The following is a 24,114-nucleotide window of genomic DNA, read 5'->3' as shown; positions in this document are numbered from 1 at the left end:
CCGATTAATCCATGCATTGATCGGATAAAAGTGGGCTTGAGGTCGTAAATTACACAAAACCCCTCACTGATTGCGATCAGCAAGGGGTTTTATTGCTTATGATCTAGGCAAATTGCTCAAGTTGTTGCTTGACGATTGCCAAGAATTTATCGGCGGTTGCGCCATCGATCAAACGGTGGTCAAACGTAAAACTGAGGTAGCACATGGGCCGAATGGCGATTGCATCGGCTCCGTTGATCGTCACGACCACAGGCCGCTTTTGAATTGCACCAATTCCCAAAATGCCCGATTGAGGCTGGTTGATGATTGGCATGGCAAATAGCGAGCCACTTACGCCGTGATTTGTAATGGTAAAAGTACCATCTTTAACTTCATCGGCAGTTAGGCGACGCGTGCGGGCGCGTTCGGCCAAATCGTTGACTGTGCGCGAAAGTCCCAGCAAGCTCTTTTCATCGGCGTTATGCAGCACTGGCACGATCAGGCCATCGGGAATGGCCACGGCCATGCCAACGTTAACCGATTTATGCAGCAAAATGCCTTCATCGGTATAGGTGGCATTGACAATTGGCACTGCTCGTAAGCCTGCTACAGTTGCCTGCACAAAATAGGGTGTAAAGGTTAATTTAACCCCTTGACGCTCGAAATCGGCTTTATGTTGGTCGCGATGCGCGATGATCGTGCTGAGATCAACTTCCATCACTGTGGTAACGTGCGGCGAGGTTGCTTTTGAGCGCACCATATGCTCAGCGATTGCGCGGCGCATGCCACTCAATGGTTGTAATTCATCACCAACAAATGGCTCGATGCTCGGCACGGCTGGCGTGGCTGGCGGAGTATAAGCCACTGGTTTAGCCAGCAAACTGCCAGTAATCGTCGGCATTGGTGCTGGCGTTGAGCTTGGTTTGATTACGGGCATTGGCGCTGGGGTTGGCGCGGTTGGCGTTGGCATGGGCATCGGTGCTGGTTTGGCAGCATCACCCTGAGCCATAAAGCGCTCAACATCTTGCTTGGTGACGCGGCCATCTTTGCCAGTGCCAGCAATTTGCTTAATATCGAGGTTATGCTGGCTGACCAAGCGAGCAACGACTGGTGACATAAAGCTATTGCCACCGCCGTTATTGCTGCTTGCTTGGCTGGTGACGGCGGGTGCAGCTGGTGCAGCAACGGCGGCAACCGTAGCGCTACTACTATCTTCCAAGACCGCAATGACCGTACCAACTGGCACGGTATCGCCTTCGTTGACCCGAATTTCGAGCAAGCGCCCATTGACTGGCGAAGGAATTTCGGTATCCACTTTATCGGTGGTAACTTCGAGCATTGGCTCATAGAGTTCAAGGCTCTCGCCTGGTTGCTTGAGCCAGCGCCCAACTGTGCCCTCGGTGACGCTCTCACCAAGCTTTGGCATCTTAAATTCGACGGACATCCCAGTCCTTTCTATGGTATCGATGCTGATGGGCTATAAGCTAAAGCTAAGTTGGATCTTCACTGTCCAATAGCCAATCGCCTACAGCCAATCGCCACTAATAATTGACTAAATCGCGCAGTGTATCGGCAATTTTGCTTGGAGTTGGCAAGAACTCGTTTTCGAGTGGCGCACTATAGGGCATCGCTGGAATATCCAAGCCTGCTAAGCGTTGCACTGGCGCATCGAGGTATTCAAAGCCATCTTGGGCGATGATTGCGGCAATTTCTGCGCCATAACCACCAAACAAATTATCTTCGTAGAGCACCAACACTTTACTGGTTTTCTTAACCGAATTGAGAATTGTTTCGCGATCAAGTGGCACTAACGAACGCAAATCAACGACTTCGACGCTAATATCTTCCTTGGCCAGCATTTCAGCGGCCTCAACGGCGTAATGACGCATCATTCCATACGTAATGACCGAAACATCACTGCCTTCACGGGCGATATCGGCCTTGCCAATTGGCACAGTATAGTGCTCATCTGGCACATAGCCTTTGATCAAGCGATAGCATTTTTTGTGCTCTAAAAACAACACTGGATCGGGATCATCAATCGCTGCCAGCAGCATAGCCTTGGCATCATACGGCGTTGACGGCGCAACCACCTTGAGGCCTGGAATATGGGCGAAAAAGGCCTCGATACTTTGTGAGTGATAGAGTGCCCCGTGGATACCGCCGCCATAGGGAGCGCGAATAACTAAGGGTACTTCCCACGTATTATTTGAGCGATAGCGCATGCGGGCGGCTTCGCTGATAATTTGGTTGAAGGCTGGGAAGATAAAATCGGCAAATTGAATTTCGGCGATTGGGCGCATACCATACATTGCTGCACCAATTGACGAGCCAATAATAATTGACTCAGCGAGTGGTGCATCGATCACCCGTTTGCTCCCATATTTGGCGTGCAAACCATCGGTAACCCGAAACACCCCGCCGCGCTGACCAACATCTTCACCAATAATATAGACCCGCTCGTCGTTGGCCATGGCTTGGTCGAGCGCTTGATTGATCGCTTCCAAGAGATTTAATTCTGCCACCTGATACCTCTATGCATATGAATCAATAGCGAAACTGCCTGCGAGCACGATTATTCGGCAAACACATATTTGCGCACCGTGCTGGGATCGGGCAAGGGTGCTGCTTCAGCATAGGCTGTTGCATCATTGACAATTTCTTTAATTTCGGCGCGAATTGCGGCAACTTTGGCATCATCGAGCATGCCTTCATCGCGCAAGAAATGTTCAAAGCTCGCGATTGGGTCGCGGGTGCGCATGGCCTTGATATCTTCGGGTGAGCGATACGTCCGATCATTATCATCAGAGGAGTGGGCGGTCAAACGCACACATTTGGCCTCGATCAAGGTTGGGCCGTCGCCACGGCGGGCGCGTTCGACCGCAGCCGTCATAGCTTCGTAAACCTCAAGCACATTAGTGCCATCAACCGTGATCCCAGGAAACCCATAACCTGGGCCGCGATCCGAGACGTTTTCCACGCCCATTTGTTTGTGCTGGGGCACGGAGATGGCGTAGCCATTATTTTCGCAGAAGAAAATTACTGGTAATTTCATCACCCCAGCCAAGTTCATGGCCTCGTGGACATCGCCCTGTGATGATGTCCCTTCGCCAAACGCCGTCCAAACCACAATATCATCGCCGCGCATTTGTGCGCCCATCGCGACACCGACGGCATGCGGCACTTGGGTGCCCGTTGGCGACGAGTGCGAAACAATATTCAAAGCGCGATGGCTATAGTGAGCGGGCATCTGGCGGCCACCACTGCTAGGATCTTCGGCTTTCGCCAACAAGCCGAGCATCACCTCGCGCGGGGTCATTCCCATGGCCAACATCATTGCTAAATCACGATAGTAGGGCACAATCCAATCGTGTTTGGGGCGCATTGCAAAGGCTGCGCCTACTTGAGCAGCCTCATGACCTTGGCAGGAAATAACAAAAGGGGCTTTGCCTTGACGATTCAATTGCCACATTCGCTCATCAAGCGAACGAGCCAAAACCATCGTGTGATACATCGCTAACAACCGCGTTTGATCGCGTTCTTGCTCCATGAAGGCAACTCCTCATATGAAGGATTACTTTGTTCGTCCGTCGAACCCTGTTAAGTTAAAAACCCCGGTATGGCGACCGAGGCAAGGGCAAGCAAGGAAAAACTGGCGTTGTCCTCGTTGACACGGCCTATATGACAAGTATAGCATAAAGCCTCGGCTGCGCTGTCACCACTGCTCAGTGTTGGTTTTGACTACAAATAAAAAGGGTAGCATTGCTGCTACCCTGGTTGCTGAAATTGGCCCCTACTATTGACTTAGCTCAATATAGGTATCTTGGCCAAGGCGAATGGTTGTGGGCAAGCGCAATTGAATTGGCGTATTAGCTTGCTGGCGTTGTTCGTTGATAAACAAGCCATTCTTGCTCAAATCGGCCACATAGAATTGCCCGCCGATCAAGCTAATTTCGACATGCTGGCGCGAGAGCAATTTATCGCCAGTCACGATTACGCTGGCTTCGCTGCGCCCGATCGTACATGGGAACATCGTAATCGTTTTATTTTGAATCTGGCTGGGATCAGGTGTTTGCACCACGCGGACATGCAGCTGTTGCTGGCGGCTAGCGACTGGTGCTGGGTTATAAATCATGGTTGCGCCATTGTCGGGCATACCGCCATCGAAATGGGCAGTTGGAATGCTGGCGTTGGCGTTTGAGGCTGGGCTTTGGGGCCGAGCCGGTTGATTGACTGCCGAATGGGGAGCTGGCCGAACCGCCGATTGTTGCTGCGGTTGTTGGGGCACATTGGCATTTTGCCGTGAAGCTGGGTTAACGCCTGGCAAGTCGATCCGGTTAAAGGCTTGGGTTGGTGGGTTATATGGCATCGGCACATTGCCAGCTTTGGGCTTGCGATTGCGCCAGAGATACCAGAAACCAGCCGCGATCGCAATCACCACTAAGGCGATCAGCACATAGACCCCATAACGTTTAAGGAATGGCTCTTTGGGCTTGACTGGGAACAAGAAACTCTTGAACGGCGATTCGATAGGCCGAATATTCGAGGTTTCTAAAATAATCTGTAAATTGAGTTGGCTCTGTTGCTCAGTTGGAATCAACTCTTGGGGAATATCAGCTAATGGAATGGCAATTTTAGGATTGGTTGGGTCGAGTTGAATCCGCTCCGATTCAAAAAGCTGCATATCTTCGCGGAACAACCGGACTTTATAGTAGGTAAATTTAGGGTCGATGATACTTTGTTCATCGGTAATTTCGACATCATCGATTCGAATGGTATTGGTTTCATAATCGACGACTGGATTTGAGCGAATTTCAAAGGTAATTGGAATCGGTGAGTGAGCAAAGGCTTGGGTTGCCAAGATTTCGCTGCGCTCGCTGGGGTTACCAATGCGGAAGGTAAAGCCATCACTGCTATAACCAAGCACATGCAAGGTATAGTTGCCAGCTACGGTTAGCTTGGTATCGCTCATTTCCATTGGAATAGTTTTAGTTTCTTGAGGCGAAATACTGACCGCGATCGGCTCAGTATAAACCAAGGTTTGGCTTGGCCCAAGCACTTGTAGCTCCACCCCAACCATATTTACTGGGCTCGTATTGGTGGTGGTGAAATTGAACGAGTATTTTTGTTTTTCAGGCAATGGATTGAGATTGGCGATTTTGGCCTCGCTCACGGTTGGGTTATAGCATTTATGTGCGCCAATTGGAATAATCCCAGCGATTGTATCGCCGCTGACAAGTTGAACTTCCAAGGTTACTTGGGTTTCAACACAGGGCCGTAAGAAACCGCTGGTATATTTTTGATTCTTGATGCTATCCATAATCGTGATAAAGGCCGCTGACATTTGGTCACGCGGGCCAACCAACGAGATAGCTTGGGTGTTATCTGAAATTTGGCGCAAAGATTCGGGTTGAATTCGCGCACAATCGGCTGAACATAGCCCAATTGTATAAATTGGAGTTTTGGTACCTTGGGTTGGGCCGGCTTTGGTTGTCACATCAATGACGCTTTTATCGCTGCACTGATTGCCATTAATATCTTCATCTTTACCATCAGTAAAGAGAATAATTGCTCGCCGTTCTTCTGGTTTGAGCGTATTTAATAAGAAATCAGTAGCCTGATGCGCAGCGGTGTAGAGACAGGTTTCGCCGCCTGGCTCAGAACGATAGTTCTGATTGATATAATCTTTAACGGCGTTGCGATCATCACTAAAATCAAAGGCTGGCAAATACACATCAACACTGTTCATCCGCGTGAAGGTAAAGACAGCGATTTTGGCATTGGCTGGGGCTTGATCGATGGCTTGGTTGGCTGCTCGTTTAACTTCTTCGATGAACGGATTCATACTGCCACTCTGATCCATGACCAAGGCAATTTTGATTGGCGTGGTTGGATCTTGGGGCACGGCTTGGACAGGTGGTTCACCATTTTTGAGATCAAGCACAGTTGAGGAGATCTCGTTGACCGGAACCGCGCGACCATCGTTATAGCGAACGCTAAAATAGGCCTCGACACTCAAGGCGTTCTTTTCGGTAACGACTTGGTGAGTAATGACGACTTTGGGCTTGTCGTCTTGTGATTGGGATTGGGCAGGCGCTGGCAAAACCCACAAGAGGCTGAGCAACGCGATGATGGTGAACCAACTATGCTTTCTCATGGTTAACACTCATTCCAGCAACTAAAAACGGCTAGACCAATTAAGGATACGGCGCAGTATACCATCCATTAGTACTGTAGGCTAGTTAGGATGGTTGTTGAACAAGATGCGCCAAGATTGTCGTATGTAAGAGGTCGCTTAACTGAGCTTGATCAATGCGCTGCACGGGCGTTGTTTCGGGTTTGGCAGCGTGTGGGTCGGCCAGCCAAAGGCTATCGTGGGCTACGAGCCAGGAAAGACTGGTTGGTTGGCTGGTAGCGGCGGCTGGCTCCTTAATGATCAACAGTAAAGCGGCTTTTTCAGCTTCTGGCATCAATGCAGTGAGTTCGGCGGTGCTTGGTAGATTGGCATGAGCCAAGAATGGCTGGGTTGTTAGTTCGATGATTTGATTAATCACATGATCGAGTGTACCCAATTCGAGAAAGGTTTGCAAGCCTTGTGAATCGACATAATTGAGCACGATTAATTCATCGGTAAAACTAAAATATTTGGGTAAGCCTGTGCCTTCACGCTCGGTAATGCTCAAAATTGCCAGCGTGCTTGGCTGTAAGGTTGCCTCCAACAGCAGGGCTAACTCCCCAGTGATCGTCAGTTGATTGCTAAATGGATCGCGTAGTAAAATCCCGCGATCATACAATTCATCTTCGGCGGCTTGTAACTGCTCAGTGCTAACCGCCAGATCATTGGTTGTATTTTGGATGGCAAGGGCTTCGCCAACCAAATAATGTAAGATAATCGCCAATTCTGCCTGGGTGAGTACAAAACGATTCATTCGGGCCACCTCGATACTAGTTCAGACAACTCACTCAGGAATACGCGCTAGACCTGATGTTGATGCGCGACCAGCTTTTTGTTTCAAATGACCATCCGCATGAATTGTCATGGGTTGTTGCATGCGACCATTCAGGTTGGCTGCGTTGCTCCGCTGATTGACCCTGATTTGGAAGGGCTGGCTTAACAAGTTTGGTTTATTTAAAGAGCGTTGTAAGTTGTGCGAGCTTTCCATCAAGTTGCTTGGCAACCCATGCCAGATCATTCGGTTGATGGCGCTTGAATGTCTGCCATAAGCGTTGCAATGGGTTGGCTTGACGATCAAGCAAATCGAGTACATTGTACCAACCTTGGGAGCCATCGAGTTTTAGTTGTTGGTTGGTGATAAATGGGGCAGTGTGTTTGCCAAGTGCCATGTGATACTCGCCATCTGAGAGCACCAGCAAGGCACTACAGATTGGTGAACGGTAGAGCACGAGACATTCTCTGCCACCATGTTGGGCATCGCACTGTTGGCGCACGAACTGTTGGGCTTGAAAATGGCGTTGCAAACAGTTCTCGGCATAGCTGATAAACCCTTGACATGCTGCACAGTGCGAATCCATGAACATCCTTTAGTTAGTGCCTGCCTATAATTTTCGTTACAGGCAGGCAGCTATTTATGCGCCGTAATAGCGTTGGCGTTGCATAAACTGAATGTAATCTGCCAACCATGTGGCTGGTACACCAGGCTCAAACATCGCCAAAAGTTGAGCGAATTGGCCTGTGAGCAATTGGACCAACCATTGATGATAATCTAAAGAACCATCCCAAAATTGTTCAATGACCCGTTGGGTCATGATCTTTTTGTTGGCACGAAACTCCAACAAATAGACCAAATTGAACCAGCCTTGTGAGCCATCGACCTCAAGTACTTGATCGGTCAAAAACGGAGCTTCAAACGTGCCCAAAGCGCAATAATCAGCGCCATCGGTGCGTTGAATGAGCAATTGGCAGGTTGGCGAATGGTACAAGGCCAAACATTCTTGCCCATCGGCTTGCGAATCGCATTCAACGCGTTGAAATTGCCCAGCCTGCAGATAGCTGCTTAGTTCTTGCTCAACATAATTGATGTAGCTTTGGCATTGGCCACAATCGTTGCTCACAGAAAACCTCTTAATCGTTCAATGATTGGCTGGTTTGTAAAATCTCGCCGCCTGGCCCGATGCTACCGCCAATGACCCGACCAGTCGTACTTGCCCGCCAATCACCAGTCTTGACCCAGCTATTGCCAACTTGACGATAGCCATATTGGTAGGCTTGGCTTTGCATAAAACGCACTTCCATGGCGCTATACGATTGAGGCCGTTTGGTCAGAATATCGTCGATTGAACTGCCTTTGATATCGATGCGGCTAATGCCACTTTCAAGCTGCGCTTGCAAGAATTCGCGGTTGACGGGCCAAATTCGATTATTGCCACCTTCAGCAATAGGTTTGAGTTTATTCCACACATCGCTGGTGGTGCTGAAGTAGCGCCCGCCGTTAGCATTGGCCTCACCAATGTAGCCAAGGAAGCCCGAGGCCGGATCAGCCTTGAATGCGCCTAAAACCACCCGATCAGTTAATGCCGTGCCAGTGCCAACATGGCTTGATTGATTGGCGATATAGCGAGCCATGGCAGTTTCAGCGCCACCACCTTTGGCGAGCATGCCAATATCGCTGGCTGCTTGGAGTGGATTGCTGACGCGAGCAATGTCTGATGCTGCATCGGCAACGGTGGCAGCTTTGCTAATCTTAGCCGCTTTACCAACTTTATCAGCACCTTTGGTGCCGATCAGCAACGAGCCAATAAACATCGTGCCACGGCCAATTGCTTCCCACGGGCGGCCATTTTCCCAGGCTTCAACATACGGCGCTTTGAAGGCTTCCCAGAATTCGCCTGGGTGGGTTACTGCATGCCAAATGCCTTTGGCGGTTTCGATTGGGCTGGTGACCATGTTCCAAACCCCAACCACCATATCTTTGAGTTCTTTGCCTGCGCCAACGAAGAAATCTTTGATGCCATTACCAACACTGCTGAAGAAGCCGCCAACACTATCGAGCCAACTTCCGCCACCCTTGCCACCGTCGGCGCTGCCGAGTAACTCGCCTTTGAATAAGGCAGCCGCTTCTTCTTCGGCTTGACCAAAGATTTTTTGGATTTCGAGTGTGACTTCTTGAGCGGTTTGGAACGCAGTGATCAAACGATTGAAGGTTGGGTAAATTTCGCCGTCGAGTTCTTTAGCAAAGGCAACGCTGGCATCGCCCTGCCAATCGCGATCAACCAATGGTTGGCTGACGTTGCGAATTGTCGTTTGCAATTGTTCAACCGTTTGCTTGAGGCGGCCAAAATGCTGAGCAACTTGGGCAGTTTGCTCATACTGTATCTGAACAACATCCTTGCTCATGACACATACTCCTAGGTTGTAAATGGGGTTGATAGTCGATTAGAGTTCCTAGGGTGGGTGACTCATGAGTTGGGAGCCAATAAAAAGAACAAGTTTTGATTAAATAGAAAATAACCCATGAGGCCAAGTGACACTCTAGTACTCCACTGTCAGTATACCAAAGTCCTACCTTTTGGACAACGATCAAAATGAAGAACCATGAACAATCAGGCGTTAAGCGCTGGTTCATGGTTCTTCGCTGGCCGTTAAATCGGCCAATTAAGTCTATAAGGCGGCAGTTGCCAATTGTTCAAACCAATGTTGAATCTGCTGGCGTAACCAAGCTTGATCGATCGATTGAACCTCGAAGGTTTCGAGATCAGCTTCGTCCAACTGAATTGCCCAAGCACTGGTTGGCCCTTGCAAAATCGCTGGGTTGATCGCATCGACAATTTCAGTATCTTCGCAGCGCAAAATTGCCAACGAGGCACTGAAGATTGGCGCTTGAATTGCTGCAATCAAGGCTTGAGCGGCTTGCTCATCAAGCCCGGCGCGGCTTAGGCGTTTGAAGGCTTCGGCTTCGGCGCGATTTTCAGCCAACTCTTTGATCGCCATAAATTCGCTTTGGCTGAGCCGCACGCTAGCCTCAAAGGCTTTGCTCGGTTGAACTTCGAGCAAAAACGCTAAACGATCAAAGAGCACCAACATATCGGGCAAGAATGCTAAACGATGCTGTTGCTCGTTTGGCAAGGTTTGCTCGACAACGCCTAATTGATTGACATAGTGTAGGAATAATTGGCTGCCAACGTTTGGCGTATCGCGGGTGGTGATGAAGGCAATATCGGGAAAGGCCACAATTTGCGAAAATTCTAAAATTTCGCGTTCGATCATGACGACTTCATCTTCGTTGATTGTGGCTAATTCTTTGGCAACTAAGCCTTGTACGCCTTGATTGAGTGCTGCAAGGTGGGTTGCTTGATCATGCGGAACCAACGTTTCATTATCTAAGCCAATGATTTTATTGGTACGAGCGGCTTCGAGTAAGACTAAAAACTCGTTACGCTCTAAAATAAGTCCATCCATGAGTTAACACCCTCTCTAGGTTATTTTGCTCCGCCAAACGAGAAGCCAAACGAAACAAATGGTAATTTGATTTTGGTTTCTTTACCGATGCTAAAGCCAAGCTCGGCCTTGAGGCCAACTTCGGCGGTAACCCCAACGTTTACCCCAGCAATATTCAGACCTTTGGTGGCTTGAACTGAGGCCAGGGTGCCGCCGATGGTTGCGCCAACTGAGCCATCTTTGAGGCCAGCAAAACCCTCGACCGAAAGCACTTTGCCTTCAAGGGTCTCAGTTATCCCAAAGTTTTTGTCACCATAGACATTGGTTAGTTCGCCTTTGGCGACTGTTCCTTCAACATATGGCCCAATTGTAAATTTCTTATCACCATTGATCCCTAAGCCGATCCCAGCTTCGCCATAACCAACTTGGTATTTGCCTTTGAGGGTGTAAGGAATCGGGCCATCAACCTTAAGTAGATCGCCTTTGTCTTCGAGTAATGCGCCGCTAACGCCTAATTTGAGTTGTGGCTTGGTTTCGCCAGTTTTGGTTTTGTAATCGTAGGTATGAACTTTAACTTTACCCTTGAAGGTTGGGCCACTGCCTGAGCCGCCCGTGCCTGTGCCACCATCACCAGTGTTGCCCGTGCCCGTGCCAGTGCCACCATCGCCAGCAGTCCCATTGCCGCTGCCATTGCCAGTCGTGCCATTGTTGCCACCACCCATGCCATTGCCATTGCGGAATGGGGCCGCAGCTTCTTCCTCGGCTTGTTGGAAGATTTTTTTGATCTCTAAGGTTGTACTTTGGGCTTGTTGGAACAGGGTATGGAGGCGGTTAAAGGCTGGTTGAACCTCACCTCGAAATTCAGCGCTAAATGCCTTTTGGGCATCGCCCTGCCAATCGCCGCCTTCGAGCCGATTGGCCACATTTTCAAGCGATTTGAAAATTGCGGTGGTGGTGTCAGCAGCTTTGCCAAAACGGCTGGCAACTTGATCCAACTCGTCGTACTTGGCCTGAACGGTGTCTTGAGCCATGAGGTAAACTCCATCGGGTATAAAAAGAACAGAAGATTGTGATCATTGCTAGAGATACTAGCCAATGATTATGCTATGCGCTTATTCAGGTTAAACCATGATTAAGCGTACACCCTTCTTAGTTAAGACTGCAATAAATGGCGCAGCCTTACCAAGGAATAATAGAATCGCATCTGTTCCAGCATACTCGATGGATTAGCGCTTTACAAGAGGGGCTTTTGATGGATTTTTAAGTTAATTCGTGGCCCGTAAATCGATCAAACGAGATGAATCAATCGCATCTCGTTTGATCAGGCTCCGTAATTAGCGTCCGTGGATTTGATCGAGGGTTGCAACGGTTTCGCCCGTTTGTTGTTCGTAGGCTGCAATCATGGCTAAAAGCCCTTGGCCAAGAGTTTTAGCGACTGGTAGCGACATATTTACCACGGCAACGGCCCGGCCATTGGTTTGTAAAACGGTATAGGCATCGGTTGCCCCTAAACCGTTGATAAAGCCATTGGCATACATCAAGGGCGCTTCCAAAAAGGCATCTTCGACCAAACTTTGCAGGTGTTCTAAATCGCTCATTATTGCTCCTAAATGCTAAATTGCGCATAAAAATAGCGCTGATCTGAACCAAGCGCTATTTTAACTGCATATTGATTTTTCGGCGAATAGCCTAATCTGAGATAATCACTTTAAAGGTAATTTGGCTACGATCAAGCGTGATCAAATCGCCATGTTGCAGCACTTGGCGACGATCGACTTGAATTGGCCGCCCAGTTGAATCGGTGATCGTGGTTGGGTTGGGTGAAAGGCTTTCAATATAGAAATGGCCGCCAGTTTCGGTAATTTCAAATTGGCGACGCGAAACCCGTAAGCCATTGGGATGGCTGCCCAAATCAACTGCCAAAAGATCGTTGTTCGATTGATTATCGAAGCGGCCAATGACTGCTGGTTGCCAGTGTAAGCGAAAACTATTGCCGGTTGGATGTTCGCGTAGGTAAATGCGCCGGGCCATTGGTTGGCCGTCAGCAGGCATATTCGGCATGGCTTCGCTAAAAATTAAGCGATCTTTATTGGATACTTGTTTATCGAGCGTGCGATTATTGCTCAAAACCGTGCCATCAGCTTTCAGCAAGCAATAGGCATCGGGGTTTTGGCCGAGAAAATCGAAATCACGCCGAAATTCCTTCAGAATCGATTCAACAAGTTCGCCCGTTGGCATGTTGGTGAGGGCTTGGGCAACTTGTTGCTTTTTTTCATAAACATCGATGAAAAGTTCAAAGCGGGCTTGTTTAGCCATGAACGTAACTCCTCGCACAGGATTATGTTTGGGTGGCAAGTTTTGAATTCAGCCTGCCACCCAAGTATTGCTAGCTTTCTACTAGGGTTGATTCAAACGCCAGCATCAATGATTCATCGTCGCTGTTGGTCATGTCGGCCATCATCGTGGCCGTATCAAGATCAAGCCCATCGTGCATATGTTGATCGATCAACATTTGATGCAGCATTGAGCGTAGGCGCTCCGAGCTATTCCAGCTGACAAAATCCATCGAAATGTAATTTTGCATAATGCTTTCGGCAATGCTGCCTTCACCATTGGATTCCTTGATCCGTGGCATCAAGCGTTGTACCCCTTGGCGGATCAAAGCTGCTAGCCGTGCAACTTTGGGATCTTGTTCAACGCTGGTTGGCTTGTCGCCAATTGTGATTGCGCCGGTTGACCAAGCTGCGCGTTCAGGGTAGCGCTCAGCAATCGTTTCGACCCAGCCATCAAGCGCGTTGATGACGCGTTCGGCTTCATCGCTGGCATCTTCGACTACCACTTGGCTGCCGTTGGTATATGGGCTGGCAACTTGAATCAGGGTGGTTTGACCAGCCTTGACCATAAAGCCACGCCCCATTGGCAATTCTTTGCCGCGAACTTCGCTTGGAGTACGCATAACCCGCAGCGATTCAACCGCTTGGGCTGTGCGTAAGCCAATCCCGAAGTTAGCACTCATAACCCGACGGCGCAAGTCGTTGGCTGAGCTATCGAGCGTACCTGCGATAACCACAAACACACCTTCACCACCATAGCGCCGCGTGAGCACCGCAATATCGGTCATGACTGAACGTTTGCTTTCGGCTTCGTCGCTGAAATCTTCAAAGTTATCGATGAAGATATACACTGGTCGAGTTATTGCTTGTTGGGCAAATGCTTGACATTCAATTTGCAGATTTTCAAGCAAGCTCGACATTTGGTCGATTTCGCTGACGGTTTGCAAAACATGCGGCAAATCAGCAAAGGTGCGCTTGCCACCATATTTGAAGAAGCGTCCACGAGTGTCAATCAAGACCATTGCAACTTGGTCAGGTGTGTAGCGATCGGCCAGCGAAAGCACCCAGTTGTAGAGCAAGGTTGTTTTGCCAGAGATTGGCGGCCCGGCAATCGCTGCGTGTGGCCCAATCTTCTTGAGATCATACATGGCTGGCATGAGATTATTGCTTTGACCAACCACGCTCCAAATGACTTTGCCTTCAGCAACTTCATTGGCGGTATCAAGCATCTCGCGCAACGGCACAATTTGCGGCAGAATCTGGATTGGATCAGGTGTGGTTTTCATGCCACCAAGTTGTTGAACCTTGGCCTGCATCATCATGCCCATCAGATCCAGTTCTTCGGCCTCGTTGCGATGGTCGCGGCCATCGGGGCCAACTAAGCCGACTGGCAAGGTCGATTGGAACAGCAATGGGCGCTTGCCAACCCGAATATAGCCCCGACCTGGAATATCGCCAAACTCAATTGCGCCGCGACCAACAATATCCATATAGCGATCTTGCTGGCCTTGTTTGAAGGTGATCCGTTCACCAAACAAGCTGCCAAAGCGATTTGACATATTGTTCGGGAAGTTGGCAGTTACGATAAAGGCAATCCCAACGCTTAGCGAGCGGCGTACCAACGGAATCAAGACCGATTCTTCAACCGCATCGTAATTTTCGTGGATGATTGCAATATTATCGATCGCCACCACAATTGCTGGTAAAGCTTGATCAGGGAATTGCTGATTGTATTCATAGATTGTGTTGACCCCGGCATCGCTAAAGATTTGTTGGCGTTCGCGGGTCAAACGTTCCATTTTGCTGAACAAGCGTAGCATTTGTTCTTCAAAGGTTTCGTCGTCAGCGTAGATCAATGCTCCGATGTGTGGCAGGTTGCGCAAGCTGCGGAAGTTGCGCCCACCCAAATCAACGACATAGGCGTGGAGTTCATCAGGGCTGTGAGTTGCCGCCAAACCTGTGATGATCGAACGTAGCAACGATGTCTTGCCCCAACCAGAGTCGCCATAGATCGCCAAGTGGTTGGTGCTGAAATCAAAGACAAATGGCATTTGGGTGGCTTCATTTGGGTCATCAACTAGCAATGCAGTGGTGCGCATAGCCTCAGTTTCCCAATTGACTCCAGGCCAGAGACGTTCGGTATCGCCGTTGATCCAGTCGGTCACCGCTGGTTGGAAGACGATAATCGTATTGTCTTTGGCATTGACAATTGGCGATTGCAAGGTCACGCGTTCAGGCAAGAAATTGGGCCATGGCTTGGGCGTTGGTTGATAATTAACCAACTCGCGCGAAATTTGCACCACTGTATCGAACAGCTTGGGTGTATCTTCGCTGGTCGAAACTGGTTCTGGCTCACGCTCAGGCCAAAGCACCCCAACTTCACGATCATCAACTTGGCTTTCGCCAGTATACGAAACCTGAATCAATTCAAGGTTTTCGTTGCCAATTTGCAAATAGCCGCGCCCTGGCATGCCGTTTGGTAGGAAGGCAGCATCAGGCTTGCGCAACAGTTCACGGCTGGTGTCAGGTTGTTCAACCCGTAAACAGAGTCGCAACTTGATATTAGCCCGCATTTGGTCGGTAACGCCCTTGGGTTGTTGCGAGGCCAACAAGAGGTTGACCCCTTGGGCACGACCAACCCGCGTGATACTTTCCAATGATGGCAAATATTCAGGGTTTGAATCGAACATTTCGGCGTATTCGTCGATGATGATGAACAAGTGGGGATATGCACCAAACTCAGGCTTGAGATGGAACCCACGTTCGCGATATTCGACAATATCTTTCGTACCAGTCATGGCGTTGAGCGCTTGACGGCGACGAATTTCAGCATCAATCGAGGTAAACATGCGATCAACTGCCGATTTGTTCAAGTTGGTCACGATGTCCACACAATGCGGCATATTTTCAAATGGCTTGAAGGCACCGCCGCCTTTGAAGTCCACCAAGACGAAGTTGAGAATACTTGGCGAGTAATTCAGTGCCAGACCAACAATCAAGGTCATCAGCAATTCCGATTTACCAGCCCCAGTACCCCCAGCGACCATCCCGTGAACACCGTCGCGTTTGGCTTCAAGTTGCAGGGTGCGTGGTCGATTGCCTGAGACAATCCCTAGACAGGCGGCCAACCAGCCCGCTTGCTTGCCTGTTCCGCCGTTGTATTCCCATGTTTTGGCGGTGGCTTCCTTAAGTTCTTCGACGAATGGGCGATCGCCACGGCCAATGTTGTGCATTTCTTGCAATACTTGGCGATACGATGAACTCTTGGGTAAGGCAGCGATCCCCAATGGTGGTTGGTATTTGCCAGGATTATTAGCAATATGAGCATTCATATGCTTGCCAATAACCCGAATTTGGCCAGCTTCGCCGCGAATTTGCAGTTTCTCGGTAACTTGTGGTTGTCCATCAGCCCCAAGAATATCGGCTTTGCCAATTGTGCCTGGTGGTAAGGCAATGTGATAGCTGAGTGCATCACGCCCAACCTTGGCTGCACCCCGACCTGGAATTTCTTCAACTTCCAGCAGACGTGCCCCAACAATCGCCGAGTAATCACCAGCATCAGAGATACGGAAGGTCAAGCGCTCAGTGAAGAGGCTATACAATTTACTTGACAGAATGTTTAGGCGGCTGGCTGTGATCAGAATATGCAAGCCATAGGCTTTGCCTTGGCGAGCCAAGGCCACAAAGACCTCAAGCAGGTTATTCGAATCTTTATCATCGCCAAAGGTTTCGATATATTCGCCGAAGTTATCGATTGCCACCAAAATCGCTGGCTTGGGTTTGGCAGCATTTTGGCTGTTGTATTCAGCAAGGGTTGAAACGCCAGCATCGCTAAATAGCTTCTTGCGTTCATCAACCACATTATTCAATTCACGCCAAAGCTGTTGAATCCGTTCTTCATAGCCTTGTTCATCGGGCAGAATCACCGTCCCGACGTGAGGAATTGAGCGCAGCACTTCAAGGTTGCGCCCACCAAGATCAAGCACATGGGCATTGAATTCATTCGGTGAGTGAGTTGCGGCCAAGCTCAACACCATCGAACGAATCATGGTGGTCTTGCCCCAACCAGAAGCCCCAAAGACCACCGCGTGACCTTTATTGAAATCGAGAATCAAAGGCATTTGGCGGGCATTGCCTGGATCATCAAGCACCCCAACGATTGCTCGCATGGCAACGTGATTCCAGTCGATCCCAAACCACTGACCTTTATTCTCAAACCAATCGCCAACGAACGCATTCAAGGAAACCCGCTGCGAACGACCAAGGGTCATCAACGGCAGATAGGTTTTATCGACATAGCGTGGGTTGAGCAATTGTTCAAAGGTAATTGCATCGGGCAATGGCGCTGGCCATGGCGTTTGTGGCCGTGGGCGTGGATTGAGTAATTCCTGCGCCATACTCACAATCAGTTCATAGAACTTAGCCTTGGTGCCATCAGCCGCCACCGCATAATCGTAGGATTCACCAGTGTATGAAACTTGAATCAGGTCAAGATTTTCGTTACCAACTTGGAGATAGCCACGGCCAGGCATCCCACTGGGCAAGAAGGCTGCATCCGAGCGCCGCAACATTTCGCGGCTAGTTTCAATATCTTCAACCCGCAAACAAATCCGATACTTGATGTTGGCCCGCATTTGGTCGGTAACGCCCATTGGCCGTTGTGATGCCAGCAAGAGGTTTACCCCGATCGAACGACCAACCCGTGTGATACTTTCCAATTCATCGCGGAATTCCGGCGTATCGCTGATCATTTCGGCGTATTCGTCGATGATGATGAACAGATGCGGGAATGGCCCCCATTGTGGGTCAAGGTGGAAGCCCTTAGCGCGATATTCAACAATATCTTTGGTGCCGGTACGGGCATTTAATGCTTGGCGACGACCCATTTCAGCATTGATCGCGGTAAACATCCGGCGTACCCGCGATTTATTCAAGTTGGTCACCAAATCGACGGTGTGTGGCATATCCTTGAACGGATCAAACGCACCACCACCTTTGTAGTCAACCAGAATAAAGTTGAGAATGCTGGGGTCGTAACGCACCGCCAAGCCAATGATTAAGGTCATCAGCAATTCCGATTTACCAGCCCCAGTACCCCCAGCGATCATCCCGTGAACACCATCTTTTTTGGCTTCAAGTTGCAGGGTGCGTGGGCGATTGCCCGACATTACCCCGACTGTCACTTTGAGCCAATCGGCGTTTTCAGGTTTGATGCTATCTTCCCATGCTTCGCTCATCAAGGCATTGAGCTGTGGGCGTAAATCTGGCTCGAAGCGAATCTCACGTTGCAGCATGGTGGCATACATTTCAGGCAACATCGATTTGAAGAGAATCGCCTTGGGCATGGCATCGACGCGGCGTGGCTTCGCATAATGCTTGCCACTAGTACGAGCATAATCGCTCATAAATTGGGCCAGTTGGTCGATTTCCTTCATTTCGATGGTTGAATCGAGTGAGCCATCGCTGCTAATACCCGCCGATACTGCCACTTGGAAGCTGAGCGGTTGTGGGCCAACCTTGGTATAGCCACGGCCAGGAATATCATTAATATCATCAACCCGACCGCCAACGATCGCCCGATATTCGGTGTTATCGCTGAGCTTCAAGGTATAGCGCTCGGTAAACAAGCTAAAGATTTGGTTCGATAGCTCGGCCATGCTGCCAATCGTGATAATAAAGTGAATTGCATACGGCTTGGCTTGGCGGGCAATCGAAATCAGCTTATCGAGCACGCTTTCAACATTGCTGTCTGGGCCTTCGCCGAAGGTTTCGGTAAATTCGGCAAAGTTGTCGATCGCAACCAAAATTGCTGGTTGCGTGTTTTTGGGATTAACCGCATTGTATTGGTAAATATCGGCGATCCCAGCATCGTTGAGCAAGAGCTTGCGGGCATCAACAATGTCGTTGATTTCGCGCAGCAGTTGTTCAACCCGCTCTTCATACCCTTCGCCGTCAGGGATAATCACCGCACCTGAGTGAGGCAATTTATCCAGAACGCTAAAGTTCCGCCCACCCAAATCGAGAATATACATATGCATCTGATTGGGCGAGTGGGTCGCAGCCAAACTCATCAGCATCGAGCGCAAGAAGGTGGTTTTACCCCAACCAGAGCCACCAAAGACCACCGCATGCCCACGTGGGAAGTCCACTGTCAAAGGTATTTGCTTGGCGGCATAGGGATTGTCGATCAAACCAACGACTGGGCGCATCGCATATTCCCGCCAGTTGAGATCTTCGACCCAGCCTGAGCTACCGTTAATCCATTTATTCAAAGCTGGGTTGAGGGTGAGGTCGTGCTCACGCGGCAAACCAACCATAATATCGTCGATCCCTAAGAGATATTCTTCGAAGGTAACTGCATTAACATTGGGATCTTCCGAGATCAAGTGTTGGGTCAAGGCCAATTCGCGTGGCAAGAAGTTTGGCCATGGTGCCCGTTGAATTGGAATATTGTTATCGCGTGACAACGTATCGAGCGTGGTCACGATCACTTTGTAGAGTTCTGGTGGGCTTTGATCTTGGGTATCAATCCCTGGATCAACCCCTTCGGCGCGGCGGCGATCCGGCCAGATAACCTTTTCTTGGGAAACTGAATTGGGATCAACATAGGGATCGCCAGTGTAAGCCACTTGGATCAATTCAATTTCTTCGTTACCGACCTGCAAGTAGCCGCGACCTGGAATCCCAGTTGGCAAGAAGGCGGCATCCGAGCGGCGCAACATTTCGCGGCTTTCGCCCTGGGTTTCCACCCGCAAGCTAATCCGAAATTTGATATTCGAGCGCATTTGGTCGGTGATCCCGCTTGGCCGTTGGGCTGCCAGAATCAACGAAACCCCAAGTGAACGCCCAATCCGCGTGATACTTTCCAACTCACCACGATATTCAGCCCGATCGGCGATCATTTCGGCGAATTCGTCGATGATGATAAACAGATAGGGGTAGGGATAGTGGGTCGTGTGGAAATTCTTTTTGCGATATTCAACAATATTTTTGGTATCAGTTTCGTTGTTGAGCACTTGACGGCGTTGCATTTCCGACTTAATCGCCGTAAACATCCGGGTTACGCCATCGCCAGCCAAGTTGGTGATGATATCGACACAGTGAGGCAGTCGTTCAAATTCCTTGAATGCACCACCACCCTTGTAGTCAACCAAGACAAAGTTAACCACTGATGGATCGTAGGTAACGGCCATCACGGCAATCAGCGAGATCAGCAACTCGGATTTACCCGAACCGGTACTCCCAGCGACCATTCCGTGCACACCGTCTTTTTTGGCCGAGAAGACCAAAGTACGGGCCTTGTTCCCCGACATCCGGCCAACCTTAGCGCGAAGCCAGTTGGCGTATTTGGGTTGGATGCTGCGTTGCCAATTTTTCAGGGCATCAACTTTGAGTTCATCGAGCGAGCTATAGCCCATCAAGTCGAAGAAGGCTACTGCATCGGCAAGGTTGGCTCCAGCGCTTTGGCGTAAGTTGAGGGTTGATAATTCTTCAGCTAATTTGCGTGATTCATCGCGATTGACGATATTGTCGGCAGCCCCGATATAGCGGAAGGTATTGACCCCCTGCTCGGCGTAGCGGAAGAATAATTGTTGATGCTGGGCTTGTTTACTGTTGGTTGCTGGCGTGGTGCGTTCGATTTCGATCACCGATTTACAACCACCAGGTACTTTGCTGCGCTCAGGCACGAGGAAGATCACCGCAGCGCCAAGCTGTGGGCCTTCTTCGATCAAAATTGAAAGTGCTGCATCAGATTCGATATTGCGTAGGCGTTCGCCAGCTTTTTCATACATATCGAGCAAGTCAACCACCAGCAACATAAAGGGTAAGCCTGGGTTGCCACGGCCCGAATTATTGCTATTTTCTTCGTTATCTTCCATGCGCATCTTACGTTGCGATAGAATTTTACGAATGCCTTCCATGTATTGATCTAATTCGTCACCTTCTTCATCGGCATCGTCAGCAACTTCTTTAATTTCGCTGACAAAACAGAGTTGCTCGTATTCGCCTGGCTGACAGTGGGGCAAGGTTTCGACCCAATCCCACTCGTTATATTTCGAAGCCAAGACATACAAACGGGTATCTGAGGGCGAGTGAAACACCACATAATGGGCCAAGATTGAGCGAATTGATTCATAGACGGCATCGCGTGCGCCAGCGATCCCCAAGGCATGGGTCGTTGGGGTAATTGGCGTGGTTTTTTCCTTGCCGTCGCTTTCATCCTCAGATTTGTGGCGCAAGGTGATGATAATCGGAATATCTGAGACATAGCGGGAATCGGCATCAAGTTTCATCGCTTCACGGGCGAGCGGGCTGCTAAAATTGCCACCGCTGCGCACTTCATAGACCACAGTTGATGGCAATGTGCCCATACCAAGCCGCACCGAGCCAAAGTCATCGTCCGAAACTCGGCGTTCCCAAATCCGCGCATTTGAACGGAGGGTGCGTTCAGGTTTTTCTAGATCGTGCTTGGCATCAGTAATAACTCGAATGGTGCTGGGGGTATCGGGATAGTTATAGCGATAGAAACGGCGTTGCAAATCGTGATAGCCGTGCATATCCTTATTAAGTTCAACGATTTGTTCGTGAAATTGGCGCTCACGTTCTAAGCGTTGGTTTTTTTCGCGAATAAATGAATAGATTGAGAAGCCTGTGGAGGCCAACACCGATAAAGCCATCGGAATCAGAATCAAAGCGCCGCTGCCGCCGCCTCGTCCCCCGAACATGGTTACAAAGACATAGCCAACAATCATCGTCATCGGCAGAGCCAATTGGATCAGCTTGGAAATCGCATCCTCAGGATTTTCTGGGGGTGATGGGATTTCAAACTTGTTAAAAGGTAGCTCTGGTTGAATCCGTGGAGGACGATCTATCATCTGGATAGAGTTTTTCATCGGTGCATCTCCAAAATTCCGCCCATCGATCAATCACTGATCGGATCTAATCTTGAACACACTCTACAAAATGGCACGAGGAGAGAGAAATAGCGTTTAGCTGGTGTAACGTGCCAACTATACCATACAATCCTATATTTCGGCTAGTGGTTGACAGCTTTTGAATAAATGAGTAGAGTAGTGCCAACAATCCTCGCCTAGCAATCCACGTTGCGGTACGATAGAGCCGTAATCTGGTTTCCCATGACTACCCATGGAACGGAGTAAGCGCCCATGAAACAGGTATGTCTGTTATGTGAACGAACATCGTTTGATAATAATTTGTATTGTCAAGAAGTTTATTGTCAAGCTGAAAAATCGCCAACAATTCTCGGATATGGAAAATGGCTGGGCGATATTGAAATCGTGCGGCCCGTTGTGGTATTACGCTCTTCGGTTTTATATGAGGCAAGCCATCAAAAAGAGCGAGTGTTTTTGAAAGTTGCTCACGTTGGCAGCGAAAATACTGAACGCTTGAAACGTGAAGCGGAATTTCTTAAAACAGTGCGGGTTTCCAACGAACGCAACACCTTTTTGCCAAATTGGCGGCCACCTTACGCCAATGCAACAGTTAGCGCTCAAACCGAAGCCTATGGTCGAGCCATGCTCGGCGAACACCTCTTTTACTATTATTTGTCAGATTTCTTTGCTGGCGAATCGTTGCGCGATGCACTGACCAAAAATCCCCAAATGTGGGTTAATCACATTGGTTGGCTGGTGATGCGTTTAGCCTCATCAGTGGCCTTGCTCCAAAGCAAAGGTGTGTTGCATTTTGGCATCACCCCCGATTCGTTGTTGGTGCATTTTGAAGATAATCCTTCAGTACCAACAGTTTATTTGCTTGACTTGGGGATTGCTAGCACGCCACAAAATATCAACAATGATTGGTATTCGTTTATGGTTCCGCCCGCTTATACCTCGCCCGAAATTATGCAACCACATTTGCAAAAACCCAGCTATGCCACCGATGTGTATGGCTTGGGCCTGATTTTGTATGAAATGTTGGTTGGTGTGCCTGCCTATCCCTTCAAACTCAAAAGCGATGAAGAAGTTTATCAAGCAGTCTTGAAAAACCATCGGATTAATATGAACCGGACTGCTGACGTGCGAGCGATTGCCGAGCTGGCGGTGCGCATGGTTGATACCCAGGTGGCCAATCGTCCGCAGAATGCCGCTCAGGTTGTGCAAGAATTGCTCAAGTTGTTTGGTGAAGTTCCAACTGCTAAGAAGAGCCGTTGGCCCAGCCTCAACACGATCTTGATCATTGTGATTAGCCTCTTGACCGTGGCCTTTTTGATTACCTTCTTTGTAACTTTGAACCAACTCAACATTATTTAGGCTAAGTAGTACGTTCAGAGCAGGGTTTGCGCCCTGCTCTTTTTTGATGCTTAAATTCAAACCGACCATGCAAGTGCATGACCGGTTTGAAATACAGGGTAAAATGACTGGTATATGGAACTAGCCGAAGCGGCCTGAAGCGCTGAAGTCTTGGTTTTGGAAGTTCTTGATTGCGGTATTGACATCTTGGGTGATTTCAATACATTTTTCAGCCATCTTTTCAATTTGAGGGCGGAATTGATCGATGTATTGAGCAACGGCATAACCGCCAACCAACCCGATGAATGCGGTAGCTTTGAGGGTGGTTGAAAGCACTTCCAACACTTTAGCGACGGTCTTCAAAACTTGCCCAACTGTATTGATGGTTTTGGCAATTTTTGCCACTTCAGGAATCACCATCTTAATTTGTGCTGCTGCCATGAACTGGCCTCCTTAGATCTATCTTTAAGAATCCAATGTCAAAACTAGTAGAACTTAGCGATGCTGCGCAATTTTGAGTTGACCAAGTTGCGGGCGGTGCTATCAGCACGGTCGATCAAATCGCTGGCTTTCTTCAAGTTGCTGTGATAGTTGGTGATCCCAGTCCCGATACGGGTGATCTGAGGGGTCATCAAGTTGGTCAACTCTTCACGGAACTTCTCAGCGCCTTCGCCTTCCCAGCTGCTTACAGATGTGGCGATGATTTGTTTGATTGGAGCCAAAGCTTGTTCTTGAATGACATTGAATTGTTGCATCAATTGTTGCAGAACGCTTTCCAAAACTTTGCGAGCTAAGCGCATCAAGAGACTTTTCATGGATAAACTCCTCGATTAGAGCTAAAAAAGAGCCAATGATAATTTAGAAGGTGGCTTTAGCGCCTGAGTCAGCGGCATCCATTGCGGCCATAGCGTTCTTGATATCGCCTTGGATTTCGGTCATCTTGGCTGCCAATTTAGCCAATGATGGAGCCATCATGCCAGTCAATACATCGACGAATTCGCTACCAGCGTCGCCTTTGAGGGCTTCTTCGATGGTGTTAGCAATTGACAAGACTTCTTGGGTTACATCTTGAACTTGCTCGTGAGCTTTGCCAAAGGTTGCTTGAGCTTGTTCCATCGCGGCACGATTATATTTTAATTTATCTGCACCCATTGAG

Annotated in this window: 17 protein-coding genes; 1 reads left to right on the top strand and 16 read right to left on the bottom strand. The window is 49.2% G+C overall.

What is annotated here, in order from left to right:
* Positions 1-103 precede the first annotated feature (103 nt).
* From LCH85_04910 to LCH85_04850, 13 genes are all read right to left on the bottom strand, one after another.
* Positions 104-1,423, bottom strand: a complete 1,320-nt coding sequence (locus tag LCH85_04910) for a 2-oxo acid dehydrogenase subunit E2 (protein ID MCA0351316.1) — start codon at positions 1,421-1,423, stop codon at positions 104-106.
* Positions 1,424-1,520: 97 nt separating this feature from the next.
* Positions 1,521-2,504 carry an alpha-ketoacid dehydrogenase subunit beta gene (locus tag LCH85_04905; GenBank protein MCA0351315.1) on the bottom strand — a complete coding sequence of 328 codons (984 nt, stop codon included), beginning with the start codon at positions 2,502-2,504 and terminating at the stop codon, positions 1,521-1,523.
* 50 nt (positions 2,505-2,554) lie between these two features.
* Complete coding sequence (locus LCH85_04900; protein MCA0351314.1) at positions 2,555-3,529, bottom strand: thiamine pyrophosphate-dependent dehydrogenase E1 component subunit alpha; 975 nt, start codon at positions 3,527-3,529, stop codon at positions 2,555-2,557.
* A gap of 246 nt (positions 3,530-3,775) precedes the next feature.
* Positions 3,776-6,136: an FHA domain-containing protein gene (locus LCH85_04895; protein MCA0351313.1), complete on the bottom strand. Its 2,361-nt coding sequence runs from the start codon at positions 6,134-6,136 to the stop codon at positions 3,776-3,778.
* Positions 6,137-6,221: 85 nt separating this feature from the next.
* Entirely contained in the window at positions 6,222-6,908 is a 687-nt protein-coding gene (locus LCH85_04890; GenBank protein ID MCA0351312.1) for a hypothetical protein, read from the bottom strand.
* Positions 6,909-7,104: 196 nt separating this feature from the next.
* Positions 7,105-7,512, bottom strand: coding sequence for a hypothetical protein (locus tag LCH85_04885; protein ID MCA0351311.1), 408 nt, complete (start codon positions 7,510-7,512; stop codon positions 7,105-7,107).
* Between the two features lie 54 nt (positions 7,513-7,566).
* A complete protein-coding gene (locus LCH85_04880; GenBank protein ID MCA0351310.1) occupies positions 7,567-8,052 on the bottom strand; it encodes a hypothetical protein in 486 nt (161 codons plus the stop codon).
* A gap of 10 nt (positions 8,053-8,062) precedes the next feature.
* On the bottom strand, positions 8,063-9,334 hold the full coding sequence (locus tag LCH85_04875; GenBank protein ID MCA0351309.1) for a WXG100 family type VII secretion target: 1,272 nt from the start codon (positions 9,332-9,334) through the stop codon (positions 8,063-8,065).
* 264 nt (positions 9,335-9,598) lie between these two features.
* Entirely contained in the window at positions 9,599-10,396 is a 798-nt protein-coding gene (locus tag LCH85_04870; GenBank protein MCA0351308.1) for a hypothetical protein, read from the bottom strand.
* A gap of 20 nt (positions 10,397-10,416) precedes the next feature.
* Entirely contained in the window at positions 10,417-11,406 is a 990-nt protein-coding gene (locus LCH85_04865) for a WXG100 family type VII secretion target (GenBank protein ID MCA0351307.1), read from the bottom strand.
* Between the two features lie 303 nt (positions 11,407-11,709).
* Positions 11,710-11,973, bottom strand: coding sequence for a hypothetical protein (locus LCH85_04860; protein ID MCA0351306.1), 264 nt, complete (start codon positions 11,971-11,973; stop codon positions 11,710-11,712).
* A 91-nt stretch (positions 11,974-12,064) separates the two neighbouring features.
* Positions 12,065-12,691 (bottom strand): FHA domain-containing protein, encoded by a 627-nt coding sequence (locus tag LCH85_04855; GenBank protein MCA0351305.1) that lies wholly within the window; start codon positions 12,689-12,691, stop codon positions 12,065-12,067.
* A gap of 70 nt (positions 12,692-12,761) precedes the next feature.
* Positions 12,762-21,467: a hypothetical protein gene (locus LCH85_04850; GenBank protein ID MCA0351304.1), complete on the bottom strand. Its 8,706-nt coding sequence runs from the start codon at positions 21,465-21,467 to the stop codon at positions 12,762-12,764.
* A 408-nt stretch (positions 21,468-21,875) separates the two neighbouring features.
* Here LCH85_04850 and LCH85_04845 point away from each other — a divergent pair, with 408 nt between their 5' ends.
* A complete protein-coding gene (locus LCH85_04845; protein MCA0351303.1) occupies positions 21,876-22,979 on the top strand; it encodes a protein kinase in 1,104 nt (367 codons plus the stop codon).
* A 120-nt stretch (positions 22,980-23,099) separates the two neighbouring features.
* Here LCH85_04845 and LCH85_04840 read toward each other — a convergent pair whose 3' ends face one another.
* Genes LCH85_04840 through LCH85_04830 form a run of 3 tightly spaced genes read right to left on the bottom strand, consistent with a single transcriptional unit; the run spans position 23,100 to position 24,110 of the window.
* Positions 23,100-23,399, bottom strand: a complete 300-nt coding sequence (locus LCH85_04840; protein MCA0351302.1) for a hypothetical protein — start codon at positions 23,397-23,399, stop codon at positions 23,100-23,102.
* 44 nt (positions 23,400-23,443) lie between these two features.
* Positions 23,444-23,773: a hypothetical protein gene (locus tag LCH85_04835; protein ID MCA0351301.1), complete on the bottom strand. Its 330-nt coding sequence runs from the start codon at positions 23,771-23,773 to the stop codon at positions 23,444-23,446.
* Positions 23,774-23,816: 43 nt separating this feature from the next.
* Entirely contained in the window at positions 23,817-24,110 is a 294-nt protein-coding gene (locus LCH85_04830; GenBank protein MCA0351300.1) for a WXG100 family type VII secretion target, read from the bottom strand.
* Positions 24,111-24,114: the final 4 nt, after the last annotated feature.

It is taken from the genome of Chloroflexota bacterium, from assembly GCA_020161265.1.
Classification (GTDB): Bacteria; Chloroflexota; Chloroflexia; order Chloroflexales; family Herpetosiphonaceae; genus Herpetosiphon.
This window is presented reverse-complemented; position numbering and strand designations above follow the sequence as displayed.